Source organism: Stenotrophomonas sp. WED208, from assembly GCF_040984485.1.
GTDB lineage: Bacteria > Pseudomonadota > Gammaproteobacteria > Xanthomonadales > Xanthomonadaceae > Stenotrophomonas > Stenotrophomonas riyadhensis.
Genome location: NZ_JAZARB010000001.1, coordinates 3,275,564 through 3,292,811, shown reverse-complemented (window position 1 = coordinate 3,292,811; position 17,248 = coordinate 3,275,564). Strand labels below are relative to the sequence as shown.

General features: G+C 66.2%; 16 protein-coding genes and 1 pseudogene. 6 read left to right on the top strand and 11 right to left on the bottom strand.

The genetic code is table 11. The features are described from left to right. The first annotated feature begins 113 nt into the window (after positions 1 to 113). The 3 genes from VPH47_RS14890 (at position 114) to VPH47_RS14880 (ending at position 3,761) form a co-directional block, all read left to right on the top strand. Positions 114 to 878, top strand: coding sequence for a hypothetical protein (locus VPH47_RS14890; RefSeq protein ID WP_143025182.1), 765 nt, complete (start codon positions 114 to 116; stop codon positions 876 to 878). 628 nt (positions 879 to 1,506) lie between these two features. Continuing rightward, entirely contained in the window at positions 1,507 to 2,769 is a 1,263-nt protein-coding gene (locus tag VPH47_RS14885) for an O-antigen ligase family protein (RefSeq protein WP_368851134.1), read from the top strand. Further along, complete coding sequence (locus VPH47_RS14880) at positions 2,769 to 3,761, top strand: glycosyltransferase (protein ID WP_368851133.1); 993 nt, start codon at positions 2,769 to 2,771, stop codon at positions 3,759 to 3,761. Before VPH47_RS14885 ends, VPH47_RS14880 begins: the two co-directional genes overlap by 1 nt. 27 nt (positions 3,762 to 3,788) lie before the next feature. Here VPH47_RS14880 and VPH47_RS14875 read toward each other — a convergent pair. Beyond that, a pseudogene (locus VPH47_RS14875) lies at positions 3,789 to 4,180 on the bottom strand (barstar family protein). Positions 4,181 to 4,448: 268 nt separating this feature from the next. Between VPH47_RS14875 and VPH47_RS14870 the strand changes: the two are divergent. Together VPH47_RS14870 and VPH47_RS14865 are read left to right on the top strand one after the other, a co-directional pair. Beyond that, positions 4,449 to 6,671 carry a methyl-accepting chemotaxis protein gene (locus tag VPH47_RS14870; protein ID WP_368851132.1) on the top strand — a complete coding sequence of 741 codons (2,223 nt, stop codon included), beginning with the start codon at positions 4,449 to 4,451 and terminating at the stop codon, positions 6,669 to 6,671. Between the two features lie 166 nt (positions 6,672 to 6,837). Then, positions 6,838 to 7,206 carry a glycine zipper 2TM domain-containing protein gene (locus VPH47_RS14865; protein ID WP_110711644.1) on the top strand — a complete coding sequence of 123 codons (369 nt, stop codon included), beginning with the start codon at positions 6,838 to 6,840 and terminating at the stop codon, positions 7,204 to 7,206. 120 nt (positions 7,207 to 7,326) lie between these two features. Here VPH47_RS14865 and VPH47_RS14860 read toward each other — a convergent pair whose 3' ends face one another. From VPH47_RS14860 to VPH47_RS14840, 5 genes are all read right to left on the bottom strand, one after another. Continuing rightward, entirely contained in the window at positions 7,327 to 8,454 is a 1,128-nt protein-coding gene (locus VPH47_RS14860) for an ABC transporter permease (RefSeq protein WP_164160801.1), read from the bottom strand. Next, the gene (locus VPH47_RS14855) at positions 8,451 to 9,638 is read right to left on the bottom strand and encodes an ABC transporter permease (RefSeq protein WP_368851130.1); all 1,188 of its coding nucleotides are present in this window, start codon (positions 9,636 to 9,638) and stop codon (positions 8,451 to 8,453) included. The genes VPH47_RS14860 and VPH47_RS14855 overlap by 4 nt, the downstream gene beginning before the upstream one ends. Next, entirely contained in the window at positions 9,623 to 10,636 is a 1,014-nt protein-coding gene (locus tag VPH47_RS14850; RefSeq protein WP_110711647.1) for an HlyD family secretion protein, read from the bottom strand. Before VPH47_RS14850 ends, VPH47_RS14855 begins: the two co-directional genes overlap by 16 nt. After that, on the bottom strand, positions 10,629 to 12,029 hold the full coding sequence (locus VPH47_RS14845; RefSeq protein WP_368851129.1) for a TolC family protein: 1,401 nt from the start codon (positions 12,027 to 12,029) through the stop codon (positions 10,629 to 10,631). Before VPH47_RS14845 ends, VPH47_RS14850 begins: the two co-directional genes overlap by 8 nt. Before the next feature lie 78 nt (positions 12,030 to 12,107). Further along, positions 12,108 to 13,001, bottom strand: coding sequence for a LysR family transcriptional regulator ArgP (locus VPH47_RS14840; RefSeq protein ID WP_071228490.1), 894 nt, complete (start codon positions 12,999 to 13,001; stop codon positions 12,108 to 12,110). 106 nt (positions 13,002 to 13,107) lie between these two features. Between VPH47_RS14840 and VPH47_RS14835 the strand changes: the two genes are divergently transcribed. Continuing rightward, entirely contained in the window at positions 13,108 to 13,722 is a 615-nt protein-coding gene (locus VPH47_RS14835) for a LysE/ArgO family amino acid transporter (RefSeq protein ID WP_153856854.1), read from the top strand. Here the strand turns inward: VPH47_RS14835 and map are convergent. The 5 genes from map to VPH47_RS14810 form a co-directional block, all read right to left on the bottom strand. Next, positions 13,719 to 14,501, bottom strand: coding sequence for a type I methionyl aminopeptidase (gene map, locus VPH47_RS14830; RefSeq protein ID WP_368851594.1), 783 nt, complete (start codon positions 14,499 to 14,501; stop codon positions 13,719 to 13,721). The two genes, VPH47_RS14835 and map, sit on opposite strands and share 4 nt — an antisense overlap. A 10-nt stretch (positions 14,502 to 14,511) precedes the next feature. Beyond that, on the bottom strand, positions 14,512 to 14,724 hold the full coding sequence (locus VPH47_RS14825) for a ParD-like family protein (RefSeq protein ID WP_005415768.1): 213 nt from the start codon (positions 14,722 to 14,724) through the stop codon (positions 14,512 to 14,514). 68 nt (positions 14,725 to 14,792) lie between these two features. Then, positions 14,793 to 15,152, bottom strand: coding sequence for a bleomycin resistance protein (locus tag VPH47_RS14820; RefSeq protein ID WP_368851128.1), 360 nt, complete (start codon positions 15,150 to 15,152; stop codon positions 14,793 to 14,795). Positions 15,153 to 15,294: 142 nt separating this feature from the next. Beyond that, positions 15,295 to 16,179, bottom strand: coding sequence for an arginase family protein (locus tag VPH47_RS14815; RefSeq protein WP_110711652.1), 885 nt, complete (start codon positions 16,177 to 16,179; stop codon positions 15,295 to 15,297). A gap of 3 nt (positions 16,180 to 16,182) precedes the next feature. Further along, positions 16,183 to 17,247 carry a GNAT family N-acetyltransferase gene (locus tag VPH47_RS14810; protein WP_149908612.1) on the bottom strand — a complete coding sequence of 355 codons (1,065 nt, stop codon included), beginning with the start codon at positions 17,245 to 17,247 and terminating at the stop codon, positions 16,183 to 16,185. Position 17,248: the final 1 nt, after the last annotated feature.

Below are 17,248 nucleotides of genomic sequence, written 5' to 3'. Positions count from 1 at the left end.
CCGTTTGAGTTCTTGGCTGAACCCGTCCGGTTAGTGACGGATCAGAAGAAGGCCAGGTTCTAGGGCGCAGACCATGTATCGTGGACAAACAGATGGACATTCCGAGAGAGCGGATGGACGACATCGAAGATGAGAACGGCGGGGATTACCCCCGCTATCATGAAGAGATCGAAGCCAGTGAATTGGTGGCCGGCCTGATGAGTCTGGCTCTGCTCAGCGACGATTTGGCAATGGTTAGCCAAGCCTACAACGTGGCTGCTGTGGACAAATTCATCATGGGGTTGGAGATGCAATTTCTGCGCAGCCGCTATGATGAAGAGACCCCGCGCGAAAATCGGGGTGGCATGTTCTTATCTGCCCAAACCGAGATGTGGATCTTCGCCGCCTACGAGCTTGTCCGGTCCTGGCGGGAGCGGGCGAAGCTGGCGATTAAGCTTGCCGAGAATGGTGGGTTGGACGTCAAGATCTCTCACCTCGTTGGGAAGCCAGATTGGGATTACGGAAGCCAGATGGTGGCCCGCCAACTCAGTCAGGTCCGTGATGAGCCCGCGCTCGTTGCAAGACTTAAGGACGATCTGCGCCGGAGCCATATCCCATTCCACTTGATCGAGTGGGTGAGGGTTCAGCTGGCAAAGCATCAAGAGCCCGGTAACGCGAAGTCTTTTGTTCGCTCGCATCCGATGATGGATCGAAACACGGGGTCGCTTAATTATCAGCTGACTCAGGGGCCTTTGATCTTGGCCACCATGAGCAGACGCGAATTGGCAGACGCGCTTCGGGACCTCAACGATCCGTCGGTCCCTTCAGAAGAGGACATCGCGTCTTTCAATAATTTCCGAAAGGCAAGAGCGGTGAGCATTGATACACCAGGAGAGTGACTCCGCCGCAGGTCCACGGGGGAACATCTGGCGACGGCAATGAGAGGATTACGCTGAGAGTGCTGGACCCGAAGGCGGACGGCTGTGTCCTGGATGGTAAGTCTCGCGGGGCTGGGTGGGATCGCACGCCAAAAGGCCTCGCAGCCCCCTGTTGCGACAGCGTTGCGACGGACCGGTGATCTCGTGGCTGGCGTCGAAGATCCTTGCTGCACAAGGACCTTGATGACTAAGATCTTGTTTTAGTCGTTTTGCTTCATCAGCGGGGTGTGTTCCTTGGACGCCTTGGCGTTGCTGGTGTTGTCTTTTGTATCAGTCACTTGGGGCGTTTCGCGTCTTGGGCAGGGCGTCGGGGCGTGGCCATGCGGGCATGGCCGGGGGGACCGTTAGTGTAGCGATCTGGACCGATCGATGATCCCGGCCGGAAGCCCAGGGGCAAGCGCGGTTGCCCACGACTGTCCGTACGCCAACGCAGGCCCCCGTACACCTGCGGTTTGGTTGATTTCCACGGGACCCCACGGTAGTGTCAGCCCCGGCGATTTCCGCCAAACGGCCTCCATGGAAACCGGGGCGGCTCATTCCCTGGCGGGCGTTGATGGAAAGAGAAAGAACCAGCATGACTGCAGCCTGCATGGCCGCCGAACCCCGCTGCACCTGGCGTACCCTCCTGCTCAGCATCCTGGTCGCCATTGTCCCGCTTGCCGGATCCGCGCCGTACACCCTGTTGAAGGCGGTGGTACTGCTGGTGCTGCTGGTCACGGGGGTGGTGCTGATCCGCCGCCAGCCCGATGTCCGGCTGCGCTACCGCATCGCACGTTTCATCGTGATCGTCTGCTTCCTGCGCCTGGCCTATGCCTTCTACAGCATCGCCTGGCACGGCCTGCGCTGGAACGAGCTGGACCTGCCGGCGCAGACGCTGCTCTACCTGGGCACGGCGGCCGTATTCGCAACGGTGCTGGACTGGCGCCTGATCTGGAAGATCTTCGCGCTGTCCACCCTGGTCTTCGGCGGGTCGTGCATTGTCCAGCACCACGTGATGGGCCTTGAGCGCGCGCACGGTTTCAGTGGCGGAGAATGGACGGCCATCGAGTTCACCATGGTGACGCTGTGCATGGCGCTGTTCTCGGTCATTCGCCTGATCCAACCGAACGTGCATCCGGCCGAGCGCTGGCTGCATGGCATCGCCATTGCCGTAGGGGTGTACGGCTCGATCCTGGCACAGAGCCGGGGGCCGATCCTGGCGTTCGTTCCGGCCATGCTGATGGTGATCGCCGTGCACGTGCGGCGCACCGGGCGCTGGCGCGGCGCGCTGGGCTTCGTCGTGGCGCTGGTCATCGGCGTGGTCGGTGCCACCACGGTGCTCAACCACCAGGTCATCCAGCGCTTTGGAGAGGTCAGTGGCGAGATCTCCGGTTTCAACCAGGAAAACGAGGTGGGTTCGGTCCGCGAGCGCATCGCCATGTGGGGCGTGGCGATCGACGGATTCGCCGAGCATCCGGTGGCCGGCGTGGGCCTGAACCAGTTCGGCAACTATGCCCGCGAGGGCATCAGCCGCGGCGAGGTGTCCGATTCGATCTCCCGCTACAACCATCCGCACAATGAATATCTGGAAGCGGCGGTGACCGGTGGCGTGCCGTTGCTGGTGATCATGCTGCTGCTGTTCATCCTGCCGGGCTTCCATTTCGTGCGGCGTGTCGGCCATGCCGATGAAACTACGGCGATGATCGCCACCGCTGGGCTTGCCGTGGTCATCGTTTACGCACTGTCGGCGTTCACGGACAACGTGTTCTACCGGGCGATGCCGCATTCGTTCTATTTCTATCTTGTGCTGGGCTTCATGCTGGCCACCGCCCTGCCTGCGCGCGACGTGCGCAGGCAAGAGGGGGCCTGCTGATGGCGCATATCCATCTGCTTGCAGCCGACAACCAGCGTGGCCTGACCCACGACATCCAGGTGATCGAGCGTTCGCTGCAGCAGCTGGGCCACGAGGTGACCGTGAGCCGTCTGGACGCAGTGCGCAACGGTGGCGCGTGGAAACTCCGCGGGATGCGCCTGCGCAGACTGCTGGCCTCATGGCTGAGCCTGGGGCGCACGCCGGCTCGTTTCGATATCAACATCTCGCTGGAGCATGTGCGGCCGGCGAGCTTCGGCCTGGCCAGGGTCAATCTGCTCATCCCGAATCCGGAATGGGTGTCCGCGCGCAGCCTGCGCATCCTGCCGCGCTTCGATGCGCTGCTGACCAAGACCGAAGACGCTACGCGCATCTTCAATGCGCTGGGCATGCGCGCGCTGGAAGTCGGCTTCTGCAGCCGCGACCGCTACGACCCAGCGGTGCCGCGCAAGCCCCGCAGCTTCCTGCACGCGGCGGGCAGCAGCCACATGAAGGGGACGGCGACGCTGGTCAAGGTCTGGAAACGGCACCCCGAATGGCCGTTGTTGACCGTCCTGCGCGGCGGGCCTTCGGACGAGGACGAGGGCGGTGCCGCGAACCTGCGCATCGTCCGCGAACGACTGCCCGACGAGGAGGTGCAACGCCTGCAGAACGAGCATGCGTTCCACTTGTGCCTGTCGCAGACGGAGGGTTGGGGCCACTACCTGGTGGAGGCGATGAGCTGTGCGGCGGTGGTGATCACCTGCGATGGCGCGCCGATGAACCAGATGATCGACGAGAGCCGCGGTCTTCTGGTCGCTGCCCATGAAGGCCCGCCGTGTCACTTGTCCAGGACCTGGCATGTGGATGAAGCAGCGCTGGAACAGGCTGTGGAGCGTGCCTTGGCGATGGACGAGGCTGAATGGCGCCGGCTGGGCGCCAATGCACGCGCGTGGCACCTGGCGACCGAGGTTGCGTTCCCTCTGCGCCTCAGCGAGGCCCTGGCCAAGGTCTGAGGCCAGCGTACCGTTGCCGCAGCGCGCTCAGGCCGGTATCAGGGTGATCTGCGGATGCCCGCTGAAGATTTCCATCACGATCTCGAAGTAGGTCTGGCCACGGCCCTGCTCCAATGCTGCCAGCGTGTCGCGGATGGCCGCATGATTGAACCGGCCGGCCTGCTCAAGCTTTGCCTGCAGCCATGCCCGCGTGGTCTCGTAGCCCAGCGCCGTGCGACTGTGCGCGATATCCCGCCACACCACCGTTGCGACGGGATGACCGGCGAGCGCGCCATAGCCGCCCCACAGCAGATCATCCAGCGCGTCCAGGCTGGGCCCAGTCGCCAGTCCTCGCTGGCCATGAATACACGGTTGATTTCCACGTACAGGCTGGCGATGTCGTTGATGGACGTGCCTTCGATGTGCAGGACAAGTGGCATGTGTCGACTCTGGATGAATCTGTCCGGTTGCGGCGGTTGCTGCATTCTGCAGGCCTTGCCCAGATTCATGGTGTAAAGGCGGCGTGATTTTCCTTGTGCGTCGGGATTTCAGTGGTGGAGAAAATCCGTGCGGCACCGCGATTAACTGCCGGATTTCATGCCTGTCTGCACAGTTCCATATATTTGGATCGTTCCATATATAAACTCCCATAAAGTTTCCCTGCGCTGCGCCGCCATCGAACGTACGGCCACGATCAAGGGAATTGAGATGCTTGCCTTACGTAATCTCCGTGTGGGTTCCCGGCTTGGCGCCGGCTTCGGTCTGCTGCTGCTGTTCATCATGGCCATCATTGGCCTGGTGCTGTACGGAAATCACCTGAAATCCGCCCAGTTCGAGAAAGTGGTGGACGTCAACATGGTGAAGATGCGGCTGTTGAACGACATGTTGGATACCAACAATGCGGTGCTGATGCATCGGCGCCTGATGGTGATCAAGCGTGGCGAGGATTTCGACAGGGATTATCAGAAGGCGCAGGAGTTGTCGCAGACCTACGACGGCATCTGGGCCAAGTACATCAAGATTCCGCGCGATGCCACCGGCGATGCGCTGGTTGCGAAAATCGACGCGGCACGCAAGGCTACCGATGCCTCCACCCAGCATCTGCACGAGCGCATGAAGGCCGGTGATTTCGACGGCGCGGCCAAGGAACTGCTCGCCGAGCACGGGCTGGCAACCGCGTGGAACGAAGCCATCTCGACCCTGCTGCGGCATCAGGAGACGCTGACCGAGCGCAGCCGCGAGGAGTACCGATCAACCGAGTCCTGGACCGGCACGTTGTCGATCGTGTTCGGTGTGATGAGCCTGTTGCTCGGTTCGCTGGCCGCCTGGGCGATCACCCGCAGCCTCACCCGCCCGCTGGAAGGGGCGGTGAAGTTGGCTGACGGCATCGCTGGTGGTCGCCTGGACAGTGTCATCGATGCCTCGGGCAACGATGAGGTGACCCAGCTGCTCAGGTCGATGCAGCGCATGCAGGCGCAGCTGCAGTCGGTCATGGCCGCGCAGGGGGAGCTGGCACGCCAGCACGATGCGGGCAGCCTCAGCTACCGCATGGACGAGAGCGCATTCCCCGGCGACTACGGACGCATGGTGCACGAGACGAATGCGCTGGTCGGTTCGCACGTGCAGGTACAGAATCGGTTGATCGAGGTGATGAAGCACTACGCCCGCGGCGATCTGTCGGTGGACATGGATCCGCTGCCCGGCGAGAAGGCGGCGATCACCCAGGCCATGGACGAGACCAAGTCCAGCCTGTCGGCGATCAACAGCGAGATCCGCCGGCTGGCAACCGCTGCAGCGGCCGGTGACTTCAGCCTGCGCGGCGATGAAGATCGCTTCGCCTACGATTTCCGCGACATGGTGGCCGGGCTCAATCGCCTGATGCAGACCACCGACGAGAACCTGGTGCAGGTGTCGACCCTGCTGCAGGCGATCTCGCGCGGCGACCTGACCGTGCGCATGCAGGGCGACTTCCATGGGGTGTTCGCGCGCATGCGTGATGACTGCAATGCCACCGTCGATCAGCTCAAGCAGATCGTCGGCCGCATCCAGTCCAGCGCCTCCAGCATCAATCTGGCCGCAGGTGAAATTGCTTCGGGCAACACCGACCTGTCGCGGCGTACCGAACAGCAGGCGGCGAACCTGGAAGAAACGGCGGCATCGATGGAGGAGCTGACCTCCACCGTGAAGCAGAATGCCGAGCATGCACGGCAGGCCAACCAATTGGCCATCGGCGCGCACGGTGTTGCGTCCCAGGGCGGTGAAGTGGTGGGCCAGGTGGTGACCACGATGTCGGCCATCGAGGCCTCGTCGAAGAAGATCGCCGAGATCATTTCGGTCATCGACGGCATTGCCTTCCAGACCAACATCCTGGCGTTGAACGCGGCGGTCGAAGCTGCGCGTGCCGGGGAACAGGGCAGGGGCTTTGCAGTGGTGGCCAGCGAAGTGCGTACGCTGGCGCAGCGCTCGGCGGGGGCGGCCAAGGAGATCAAGGGGCTGATCGAGGATTCGGTCGGCAAGGTCGCCGATGGCTCGGCGCTGGTCCGCCAGGCGGGCACCACGATGGGCGAGATCGTGGCCTCGGTGCAGCGCGTGACTGACATCATGGCCGACATCTCCGCCGCTTCGCAGGAGCAGAGCTCGGGCATCGAGCAGGTCAACCAGGCGGTGGTGCAGATGGACGAGACCACCCAGCAGAATGCGGCGCTGGTGGAAGAAGCCAGCGCGGCGGCACGTTCGATGGAAGAGCAGGCCAACCTGCTGGCCGAGGCGGTATCGGTGTTCCGCACAGGCGCCGCCACGGCAGCGGCAGTGGTACGCCCTGCGTTGGCCGCGGTGGCTGCGACGGTCACCCCGGTGCGCCGGCCCGCTGCGCTTTCACCCCGAATCGAGCCGACACTGGCGGCCAACGCCGGGGGCTGGGAAGAGTTCTAGCAAGGCAGCACGCCGGTAGGGAGACGGCGCCCATCACGATGGCTGGTCGTGATGGGCGCGGATTTTCTTCCTGAACGCGCGATGGCCGATGAGGCGGCGGACACGCGCATTTCACTTCCGGTTGCCAACCGCGGGAGGACACTTGCGCCATACCGGAACGCAGGAGATGGCCATGAAGACCTCGACCCGATTGCTTGTGCTGGGCACGCTGCTGGCGGCTACGTCGGTGGCCGGTGCGCAGACCTACGGGCCGCGCGATGAAGGACGCCGATTCAACGATGGCAGCCGCGTGGTCTGCAAGAACGTGGAAGTGCAGCGCAACTCGCGCGATCCCAATCGCATTGCCGGTACTGCCACCGGCGCGGTGATCGGCGGCCTGCTGGGCAACCAGGTGGGCGGCGGCAATGGCAAGAAACTGGCCACCGTGGCCGGTGCCGTCGCCGGTGGTGCAGCCGGTCGCCAGATCCAGGGCAACAGCCAGCAGAAGAACGGCGACCGCGTGGTGGAACGCCGCTGCGAGCGCGTCTACCGCTGATTGACCGACCTGGTTGGCCCTTCCACGATGCAGTATCCGAACGCCGGCCTCGCGCCGGCGTTCTTCGTTGCAGGAAAAGGGGACGGAGGGGATTAAGTCGTAATTCCCCAAACCGGCCGCTTACGACTTAATCCCCTCCGTCCCCTTTTTTGCGAGGAGGCGCCAGCTGGCAAGGCTGCCGTAGAGCACAAGCAGGACGGTGAGGGTGATCAGTTCGTGGCTGACTTCGGCCAGGCTGGCGTCCATCTGGTTCAGGCGCACCATCAGGTTGATGCCCGAGGTGGTCGGCAGCAGCTGCGCCAGCCAGACCAGCGGTTGTGGCGTCATCACTGCCGGCCACGACAGGTTGGCCAGGAAGAACAGCGGGATCGAGGTGGCGATGATGTACTGGAAGGCGCGTTCGCGGGTGCGGAAAAAGCTGCCGACGAACAGACCGAAGGCCACGGTGGCGGCGATGAACAAGGTGCCGCCCAGCAGCTGGCCCAGCGGATTGCCGCCGCGCGGGTAGTCCTGCACCCAGGCGGTGAAGCCGGCGTAATAGAACAGGCCAAACAGGCCGATCAGGCCGAAGCCCAGTGCCATGCCGGCCAGGGTCGGCAGGTCGAAGCGCAGGCGCCGGCCGAGTGCGAGACGACGGCCACCGAGCAGGACGCCGATGCCCATCAGCAGGGTCTGGTGCACGATCAGCTCGGCCACTCCCGGCACGATGGCGCTGCCGTAGCCTTCCTGGGTGTTGTACAGCGGGCGCTGCACCAGCGTGACCGGTGGTGCCTGCGGTGCGCCCATGAAGGCGGCCTGGCCGACCACGGCATCACGTCCGAACGCGCCCAGTGCATCGGCCACGCTGCCCAGCACCCAACTGGCACGGCCCAGGTAGGCGCCGTTGCCGAGCAGCACCAGCTTGGCCGGATGGCCGCGCAGGATGTCGCGCTCCAGGTTGGCCGGGATCAGCACGATGCCTTCGGCGTGGCCGGCTTCCAGCTGCTGGCGCGCGCTGTCGATGTCTGCCGGTTGTCCGACCACGCGCGCAACACGGAGTGCATCGAGCTTGCGCAGCAGCTCGCGGCTGGTCGCGCTGTGGTCTTCATCCACCACCAGCACCGGCAGGTTGCCGGCCACCTGGTGGCGATACGCGGCCGGGTAGAAGAACGAGTACAGGATTACCGCGCCGACCATCACCACGATCGCATAGCGGTCGCACAGCACCGCCATCAGGGTCTGCCGCAGGCTGCGCCAGAGTGCGCTCATGCGTCGGCCCCCGCCGGTTGCGCGGCCTCGGGCGTACGCGCGAAAGCGATCAGGCGCAGTCCACCGATGCCGCCGGCCACCACTGACATCAGCAGCAACGTGGCCAGCGGCCATACCGAAACCTGCAGCGGCGAACCGATGAACTGCTGCTGGGTCTGCAGCTTGATGTAGGCGCTGAGCGGCAGCAGCTGATGCCAGATGCGGGTGAACAGGGGGCCATCCAGCACCGGGAAGGTGGCGCTGGAGAACGCCAGTGCGGTGCCGATGCTGAGGCCGACCGCGGACAGCGCGGTGCCCATGTCGCGGGTGACGCCGACGAAGAACAGCGCGTAGGCGGCGGTGGCCAGATAGAACAGGGGTTGTGCGAGCAGCAGCAGGAGCACGCTGCCGGCGATACCATCGCCACGCAGCCAGGCCAGGTAACCGATGCCGAGCGCGCCATACAGCGAGAACAGCAGGATGTACGGCGCGACCTTGCCGGCAATCGCAGCCCACGGCGTGCGGCCCAGCCAGGCGGGCAGGGTGCCGTCGCGGATTTCGCGGCCGAGGCTGCCGGCCACCGCAAGTGCCAGCACCAGCGACAGCACCGCCGGGAAGATCAGCGGCAGCAGGAACAGCTCGTAGCTGCGCGCTGGGTTGTACAGGATGTCCGACTGCACCGCGATCGGTGCCGCACGCAGCTTGGCCGGGCCGACCTGCAGGCCGATGCGCTCGCGCAGCAGGCGCGCGTTCCAGGCCGAGACCGCGTCGCCGATATCGCGCGCCGCGGACTGGCCGGTGGTCATGTAGGTGGCGTTGTAATAGGCGAACACGGTGCCCTGGCGTCCACGCAATGCCTGCCGGGTGACATCGCGCGGCACCAGTACGATGGCGAACACATCCAGCCGACGCAGCTGCGAACGTGCGTCTTCCAGGTCCACCGGCTGGCTGGCGATGCGCACGCCGGGGCTTGCATCGAGCATGCGCAGCAGCAGGCGGCTGTCGCTGCTGTGGTCGAGGTCGACCACGGCGATCGGGATGTCGCGCATCACCGAGGGGGTGAACATCCACGCCATCACGGCCAGCATCAGCAGGGGCAGCAGGGTGACCAGCAGCAGGTCGGCGCGGTTGCCGCGCAGTGACCGCAGCTCGCGCCGCCAGCTGACGGCGAAGCCGCTGCTGTCGGGGCTCAGTGCTGGGGCCATGCGAACAGCACGCTCATGCCGGGGCGGAAGCCCTCGATGCGGCGTACCGGGCGCACCCGCACCTCGAAGCTGCGGACGTCGTAGCCGGACGACTGGCGGGTGGTCCGCCAGGTCGCATAGTCACCGGCCGGATTGATGAAATAGACCTCGAACTCGCCTTCCTGGCCAAGCGCCGGCACGCTGCCCCGCAGCTTGCTGCCGACCTTCAGGCCCTGCATCTGCGATTCGCGCAGGTTCATCGCTACCCACATGCGGTCGATGTCGACCAGAGTGAACACGGGGTAGCCGGCCGGCACCAGTTCGCCCGGGTCGGCCATGCGCTTGTTGATCTCGCCGGCCACCGGCGCGCGCCCTTCCACTTCGACACGCGCGGCGTTGACTTCGGCCACCGCCCCCTCTGCCTGTTGCACCTGGCCCTGCGCGGCACGCTTGTCCTGCTCGCGCGCGCCGGCCAACGCCATGTCGTACTGCGCGCGGGCGGCACGGGCCAGTTCACGCGAACTGGTGGCCTGGGCATGCGCTTCATCGCGCTTCTGCCGGGTCATCACCCCTTCGTTGAACAGGTTCTGCACGCGCTGGTAGGTGGCTTCGGCCAGCGTCGCACCGGCTTCGGCCCGCTTCCAGTTGGCTTCGGCGGCGCGGATGTCTTCGCTGCGCGCGCCTTCGTCGGCCTTGTCGGCCACCGCCTGTGCGGCGGCCAATGCGCCGTGCGCCTGCTGTTCCTTGGCGGCCACTTCCGGGCTGTCGAGCAGGAACAGCACCTGCCCGGGCTGCACGCGGTCACCCTCGCGCACCTTCAGCTCGGCCACGCGCGCGGTGATCTTGGCGGCCACGTTGATCGTGTCCGCATCGGCCATGCCCTGGATCTGGTCGCCTGGGCTGCGCCAGGCCAGCCACAGGCCCAGCACCACCACGACCAGCAGCACCACTATCAGGATCGGTCCCAACCGGCGCTTGCCCGGGGGCGTCGTCGCATCGTCGTGCAGCACATCACTCATGGTCGATCACCTCGTCCGCACGCCGCCGGAACTCTTCGAAACGGTCCATCTGTCCACTGACCTCCAGCAACTGTGCCAGCGCAATATCGTATTGGTAGGCGGCCTGTGCGCGCTCGACGCGGGCGCCGCCGAGGCCGAGCCGTGCGTCGATCACATCCAGCGAGGTGGCCTGGCCTTCGCGGAACGCCAGCTCCTGCAGGCGCAGGTTTTCCTGTGCCTGGGCAATGCTGCTGTCGAGCAGCACGTACTGCTGGCGCGCGGTTTCCAGTTCGTTCCAGGCCTTGCGCACGCCCAGCGCGACCTGGTTCTCGGCCTCGCGCAGGCCCGCTTCGGCCTGGTCCTGCTGCGCACGCGCGGCGCTGATCTGCGCCGGCCGCGAATTCGGCGACAGGAAGGTGTACTTCAGGCCGATGCCAAACGCCCAGTCCGGATCGGTCAGCATTTCGTCGCGGCGGCGGAAGTCGTACTGGCCGAAGGCAAAGATCTGCGGCTTCAGCTTGGCCTGCTGCACGCGCACGCCCTGTTCGGCCTGCGCCACCATCGCCCGCAGGCGTGCGATCTGCGGCTGGCGCGCCTGCGCCGTTCGCTCGAAGCTGCCCACCGGTTCCAGCGGCACGCGCTGCACGAACAGCGGCGACACCGGCTGCACCTCGCCACCACTGCGCAGCAGCGTGGCCAGTGCGGCCTTCAGCGTGGCCAGGTCGTTCACTGTCTTCTGGTATTCGCGCTCGGCCTTGTCGCGGGCCACGGTGGCCTGCAGGCGCTGCGCGCGGGTGGCGAAGCCCTCGCGTTCCAGTTTCTCTGCGTCGGACAGGTGGCGGTTGAGGCCATCGCGCACGTCGCGGCGCACGTCCACCGCCTGCTCGGCCAGGCGCTGGCCGAAATAGGCCTGGGCCAGCTGCACGGTCAACGATTGGCGCTGTGCTTCGCGCTCGGCACTGGCCTGTTCGTGGGCGGCGCTGGCCGCACGTTGCGCGGCCGGAATCACACCGCCGGTGTACAGCGGCAGCACCGCGGTCACCACCGGGCGGGTACGCCAGTCGCGTTCGGTGAACGACAGCGGCGAGTCGATGCCATAGGCCTCGGCCACCGGTGCCAGCGAACCCAGTGGCAGGGTGAGGGTCTTCTGGAACTGCAGTCGGCGCACTTCGCCGGTGATCTCCGGCAGGCGCAGCAGGCGGGTGGCGTCCTGCAGGTCCTGCTTGTTGCGCACCGCTGCATCAGCGGCGGCCAGTGCATCGGAGACCTGCTCCAGGCGCTGCCGTGCCTGTTCCCAGTCCAATGCGGGTGCATCGGTGAGGCTCTGCGCCGGCACAGCCAGTGGCAGGCAGGCTGCCAGAGCCAGCGCGGCCTTCGCGCCGTGCATCCTTGTACGTCGGCCGATCACGCCCATGCCGTCCCAATGGTGAAGAAGTGCGCAAACGGTAGTGCGTGCGGCGTGAAGCCCGGGTCTGCGGTCATCGGTTTGTCCTCAACGAAGGGTGCCGCTGGCCGCAGTGCGCAGCGCCTGGGTGATGTGCTGCAGCGTGCTTGAGCGTACGGCGGCATGCTGCCAGTACAACGGCACATCGAGCCAGCGGCGGGGTTCCAGTACCACCACGCGGCCGGCGCGCACGGCGGGCGCGACCAGGGTTTCCGGGGCCATGCCCCAGCCGAGTCCGCACGCGGCGGCTTCGACGAAACCGGTGGAGGAGGGCAGGTAGTGTAGCGGCGGCTGCAGCCGCGCGCGGGTCAGGCGGCGCACGAAGCGCCACTGCAGTTCATCCTTGCGGTTGAACACCAGCATCGGCGCGCGCGCCAGGGCCGCGGCCTGCATGCCATCGCTGAAGTACTGGCGGGCGAAGCCGGGCGAGGCGATGGCGTGGTAGCGCATCGCGCCGAGCGGGTGCACGTTGCAACCCTTCACCGGCTGGCTTTCGGCAGTGACTGCGCCGAGCACGCTGCCATCGCGCAGCAGCTGCAGGGTATGGTCCTGGTCGTCCATGCGCAGGTCGAACAGGTAGCCATGGCGCTGGTGCAGGTCGGCGATGGCCGGCACGAACCAGGTATCGAGCGAGTCGTCGTTGACCGCCAGCGGGATCGGCGTGCGCGCAGCGTCGCTGCCACGCTCGGGCAGCAGCTCGGCCAATGCCTCGGCCTCCAGCGCCTGCATCGGCCGGACCCGGCGCAGCAGCGCTTCGCCTGCGGCGGTGGGGCGGCACGGTGCCTGACGTACCACCAGTACCTGGCCGAGCCTGTCCTCCAGCGCCTTGATCCGTTGCGACAGGGCCGACGGGCTGATCGACAGGCGGCGTGCCGCGGCCTCGAAGCTGCCTTCTTCCAGCACCGCGGCAAACGCGGCCAGTTGTGGATGTACCAGATCCATGCCGGTGCCTCTTCAGTTTTCCTGCACAGGATAAAGAAAAATCAGATTGTCTAAACAGGGTCGGCGGCCGCACCCTGCGCGTCCCCTCGTTGCCTGGCCTGTCCTGATGTGGATCGCCGCTACCGCCGCCGGCCTGTTCGCAGGTGCCGGCCTGATCATCGCCATCGGCGCGCAGAACGCCTTCGTGCTGCGCCAAGGCCTGCAGCAGCGCCATGTGGGCAGGGTGGTGCTGGCCTGTGCCGGCGCGGACATCGTGCTGATCCTGGCCGGCGTCGGTGGCATGGGCGCGCTGGTGCTGCAGTGGCCGCTGCTGCTGCAGGTGCTGCGCTTCGGTGGCGCGGCCTTCCTGCTCTGGTATGGCCTGCAGGCGGGGCTGCGCGCATGGCGCGGTGGCAGTGCGCTGGCCGCCGCCGAGGCGCAGGGCGGCAGCGGACGGCAGGTACTGCTGACCTGCCTGGCCTTCACCCTGCTCAACCCGCATGTCTATCTGGATACCGTGGTGCTGTTGGGCAGCCTGTCCACGCGTTACCCGGGCGAACTGCGCTGGGCCTTCGCCGCCGGTGCCTGCGCTGCCAGCGTGGCCTGGTTCTGCACGCTGGGCTATGGCGCGCGCCTGTTGCAGCCAGTGTTCCGCAGGCCGGGTGCCTGGCGGATACTGGATGCAGGCGTGGCGATCTTCATGCTCTGCCTCGCCACGCTGCTGCTGTTGCGTCCGCTCTAGGCCGCATCCACCGCGCACAACGGCGTTTCGCCGGGGCGCAGGGTCAATACGCGCACGCCGCTGTGGGTAACCGCCACGGTGTGCTCGAACTGCGCCGACAGCTTGCCGTCGCGGGTGTAGACCGGCCATTCGTCCGGCTGCTGGCGGATGGCTGGCTTGCCCTGGTTGAGCATCGGCTCGATGGTGAACACCATGCCTTCTTCCAGCACCATGCCGGTATTGGGATGGCCGTAGTGCAGGATCTGCGGTTCCTCGTGCATCTCCTGGCCGATGCCGTGGCCGCAGTACTCCTTCACCACGCTGTAGCCGTGGCTGCGCGCATGACGGGCGATGGCGTGGCCGATGTCACCCAGGCGCGCGCCGGGGCGGACCGCAGCGATGCCTTTCCACATGGCCTGGTAGGCGGTCTGCACCAGCCTGCGCGCGGCGTAGTCGACCTCGCCCACCAGGTAGGTGGTGCTGGAGTCGGCGATGTAGCCGTTCTTTTCCAGGGTGATGTCGAGGTTGACGATCTGGCCGTTGCGCAGCACGTCGGTGGTGCTGGGTACGCCGTGGCAGATCACGTTGTCGATCGAGGTATTGAGCACGTAGGGGAAGCCGTACTGGCCCTTGCTGGCCGGCCTCGCCTGCAGTTCATCGACGATCATGCGTTCGACGAAATCGTTGATCTCCATGGTGCTGCGGCCCTGCAGCGGCAGCCGGTCGAGCGCGGCGAACACCTGCGCCAGCAGGCGGCCCGATTCGGCCATCAGCGCGATCTCGTCGGGGCGCTTGATGATCGCCATCTGCTCAGACCTGTCCCGGTGCCAGCAGCGGCGGCTGCACGCCGGCCGCCCGGAGTTCGCTGGCAACGATGTCCTGGAAGCTCAGCGTGGGATTCATCTCGCACAGCATGCCGACCCGGATCCAGAAGTTGGCCTGGGCGTTGATCGAGCGGCTGGAGACGGTGCAGGCACGACGCAGCTGGTCGTGCAGGGTGTCATCGATGTTGACGATGCCCATGGGCGGCCCTGGAGGAGTGGATATACGAAGCGTATATGTTTCGTATATCCAGCTCAAGGCCGCCCGGTTCAGCTGGCGGCGGTGGCGAAGCGCAGGCGGTTGCCGTCAGGGTCACGCAGCAGCATCTCACGGCTGCCCCATTCGGTGTCATGCGGCGGCTGTTCGATGGGGACGCCTGCGGCACTGAAGGCACGATGCAGGGCGTCGACGTCCTCGACGATGAAGTACACCGCGCCGCCGACTTCGCAGTCGCCGCTGTGTTCGGTGAGGAAGATCGTCTGGCCGTCGCGGGTGAGCTGGGCGAACAGTGGGAAGCCGGGTTCGAAGCGGTGTTCCCAGTCGACCACGAAGCCCAGTCCCTGCACGTAGAACGGCAGGGTGGTATCGGCATGGCGCATGCGCAGTTGCGGGATGACGGTCTGGGGCATGGCGAGGGCTCCTGGGGCAGGCGTCCAGTGTAGTGCCGGCCGCTGGCCGGCATCCTCGTGAGCCCGGGAACAATGAGGTTGCCGGCCAGCGGCCGGCACTACCGAAGCCACGCCGGCCAGCAGCCGGCACGACCGGAAGCGGTCAGCAGGCCGTCGGCACCGAGGCCATCGCGGCCAGCAGTTCGCGGTTCACCTGCTGGTGCCGCGCCTGCCACACCGGTAGATCCTCGGCGCTGACGTCGGGCTGGCCATCCAGCGACGACAGCCAGCGCTTGAAGCGGCTCTGGTAGTTGGCCAGCGACACTTCCCCGGTGATGTCACTGCCGACCAGGCCGCCGGCGCGCAGCGCCTCGATCACCACCAGTGCGTGCTCCAGCTGGAAGCGGCCCTGGTCCCAGTTGCTGCGGGCGACGTCTTCAGCGAACACGTCCTTGTCGATCGACAGGTAGGTTGGCTGCGGCGACTTGGCCTGCTCGGCGGCGAACGCGGCCACCAGCGCTTCGGGATGCTCGAAACGGCGGAAGGCGTGGCCCATGCCGAGGCGGTGCCCCCAGCCCACGTCCACGTCCATGCACCAGTACGTCAACCGCCCGCCCATCAGCGGGCGCCAGTGGTTTTCCCAGGCGTGGCCGAGGCCGATGTCGCTGGAGGTGATGCCGAGCACATGGATGTGCGAGATCTGCGGCAGCTTGCTGGCCGCGTTCACCCATGAACCGCAGTGCATGCCGAACGGGAAACGCATGTTGTCTGGATGGTTGTCCAGCACCACCAGCTGGAACGGCGCCTGCGCGCGCATGCGACGCAGCAGCGGCAGGCTGAGGTGGTGGAAATCGCCACTGCCGAGCATCACCGTGCCGAGCTGGGCCGGCAGCGGTGCCAGCACTTCAGCGGCGAAACGGTCGAGGGTGGCATTGCTGCAGGCGAAGCGCAGTGGATCGTGCCATTGCGGCAGGGCCAGGGTCTGCGCCTGGGGCAGCGGCAGCACGCCACCGTCCAGGTCCAGGATCAACGGGGAGCGCAACGGCATCGTTCAACCGCCTCCATCAGCTTCGCCCTGCAGGTACGGGGCCAGCCTGCGCAGGGCGGCGCGCAGCAGTGGGGAGCGTGCATGGATCGCGTGCCGGGTGGAGGTGAACCTGGCGCCCAGTTCGGCCTTGATCCGCGAGTCGGTCCAGCCGGCCACGTAGTGGCTCAGGCCGTGCTGCAGCGCGTATTCGAGGTTGTGCATCCAGCTGACCGCATACAGGTTGTGCTCGCGCGACTGCGGATAGGCCAGGCCGATGTACTTGTCCACCAGCTTGCCGGCGTGGATGTAACACAGGTTCCAGCCGATCAGCTGGCCCTGGTGGCGATACAGGAACATCCGTCCCTGGCCCAGGCTGTCGGCCAGCAGGTGCTGGAAGTAGGGCAGGTCGAGCTGGTCGAAATGCACCGCGCTCTGCGCGTACACGCCCAGGTACAGCGCATACAGTTCGGCCTGCAGCTGCGGGTCGGCCAGGGCCGGATCGCCGGTGGCGATGCAGTCGATCTGCAGCTCGTCACGCGAACGCAGTTTGCGCCGGATGTTCTTGCGGCGCGAAGACGACAGGCGGCCGAGATAGCCATCAAGCGAATCGAAATCGATCGCCACCCAGGCCAGCGGCATGCCTTCCAGTTCGACGAAGCCGCGTGCCAGCAGCGCCTGCAGGAAGGCACCGCTGTGTGCGTTGGCGGCGTCGTCCAGCAGCGGCGAATCGATCGCCAGGTCCTTGACCACCAGAAGGCGCGTATCGCCGATCGCGTGACGCGTCACGTCCTCGGCCAATGCCTCTGGTGCGACGTGCGCGGGCAGCGGGGTGTATTCGGTGCTGGTGGCACCGACGAAGCGGGTCTTCCAGGTGATCCATGGCCGCCATAGGCGCGACAGCGGCAGGCCAAGCAGCTTGCCGCGCAGGTCGTCATCCATCGTGGTGGTCAGGTCCAGCGGCGCACGGAAGGTCGGCAGGCCGCTGGGAAGGCGGCCTGCCTCGAATCCGAGCGGCGGGTGGGCCAGGAAGCCCTCCAGCAGCGCGGCCGGTTCCAGCGCGGTGCTGGACGCGCGTGACGTCATCTCCATC

Coding starts and splice junctions, on each gene's coding strand:
- VPH47_RS14890 (WP_143025182.1), top strand. CDS start 114: ATGGACGACATCGAAGATGAGAACGGCGGGGATTACCCCCGCTATCAT.
- VPH47_RS14885 (WP_368851134.1), top strand. CDS start 1,507: ATGGCCGCCGAACCCCGCTGCACCTGGCGTACCCTCCTGCTCAGCATC.
- VPH47_RS14880 (WP_368851133.1), top strand. CDS start 2,769: ATGGCGCATATCCATCTGCTTGCAGCCGACAACCAGCGTGGCCTGACC.
- VPH47_RS14870 (WP_368851132.1), top strand. CDS start 4,449: ATGCTTGCCTTACGTAATCTCCGTGTGGGTTCCCGGCTTGGCGCCGGC.
- VPH47_RS14865 (WP_110711644.1), top strand. CDS start 6,838: ATGGCCATGAAGACCTCGACCCGATTGCTTGTGCTGGGCACGCTGCTG.
- VPH47_RS14860 (WP_164160801.1), bottom strand. CDS start 8,454: ATGAGCGCACTCTGGCGCAGCCTGCGGCAGACCCTGATGGCGGTGCTG.
- VPH47_RS14855 (WP_368851130.1), bottom strand. CDS start 9,638: ATGGCCCCAGCACTGAGCCCCGACAGCAGCGGCTTCGCCGTCAGCTGG.
- VPH47_RS14850 (WP_110711647.1), bottom strand. CDS start 10,636: ATGAGTGATGTGCTGCACGACGATGCGACGACGCCCCCGGGCAAGCGC.
- VPH47_RS14845 (WP_368851129.1), bottom strand. CDS start 12,029: ATGGGCGTGATCGGCCGACGTACAAGGATGCACGGCGCGAAGGCCGCG.
- VPH47_RS14840 (WP_071228490.1), bottom strand. CDS start 13,001: ATGGATCTGGTACATCCACAACTGGCCGCGTTTGCCGCGGTGCTGGAA.
- VPH47_RS14835 (WP_153856854.1), top strand. CDS start 13,108: ATGTGGATCGCCGCTACCGCCGCCGGCCTGTTCGCAGGTGCCGGCCTG.
- VPH47_RS14825 (WP_005415768.1), bottom strand. CDS start 14,724: ATGGGCATCGTCAACATCGATGACACCCTGCACGACCAGCTGCGTCGT.
- VPH47_RS14820 (WP_368851128.1), bottom strand. CDS start 15,152: ATGCCCCAGACCGTCATCCCGCAACTGCGCATGCGCCATGCCGATACC.
- VPH47_RS14815 (WP_110711652.1), bottom strand. CDS start 16,179: ATGCCGTTGCGCTCCCCGTTGATCCTGGACCTGGACGGTGGCGTGCTG.
- VPH47_RS14810 (WP_149908612.1), bottom strand. CDS start 17,247: ATGGAGATGACGTCACGCGCGTCCAGCACCGCGCTGGAACCGGCCGCG.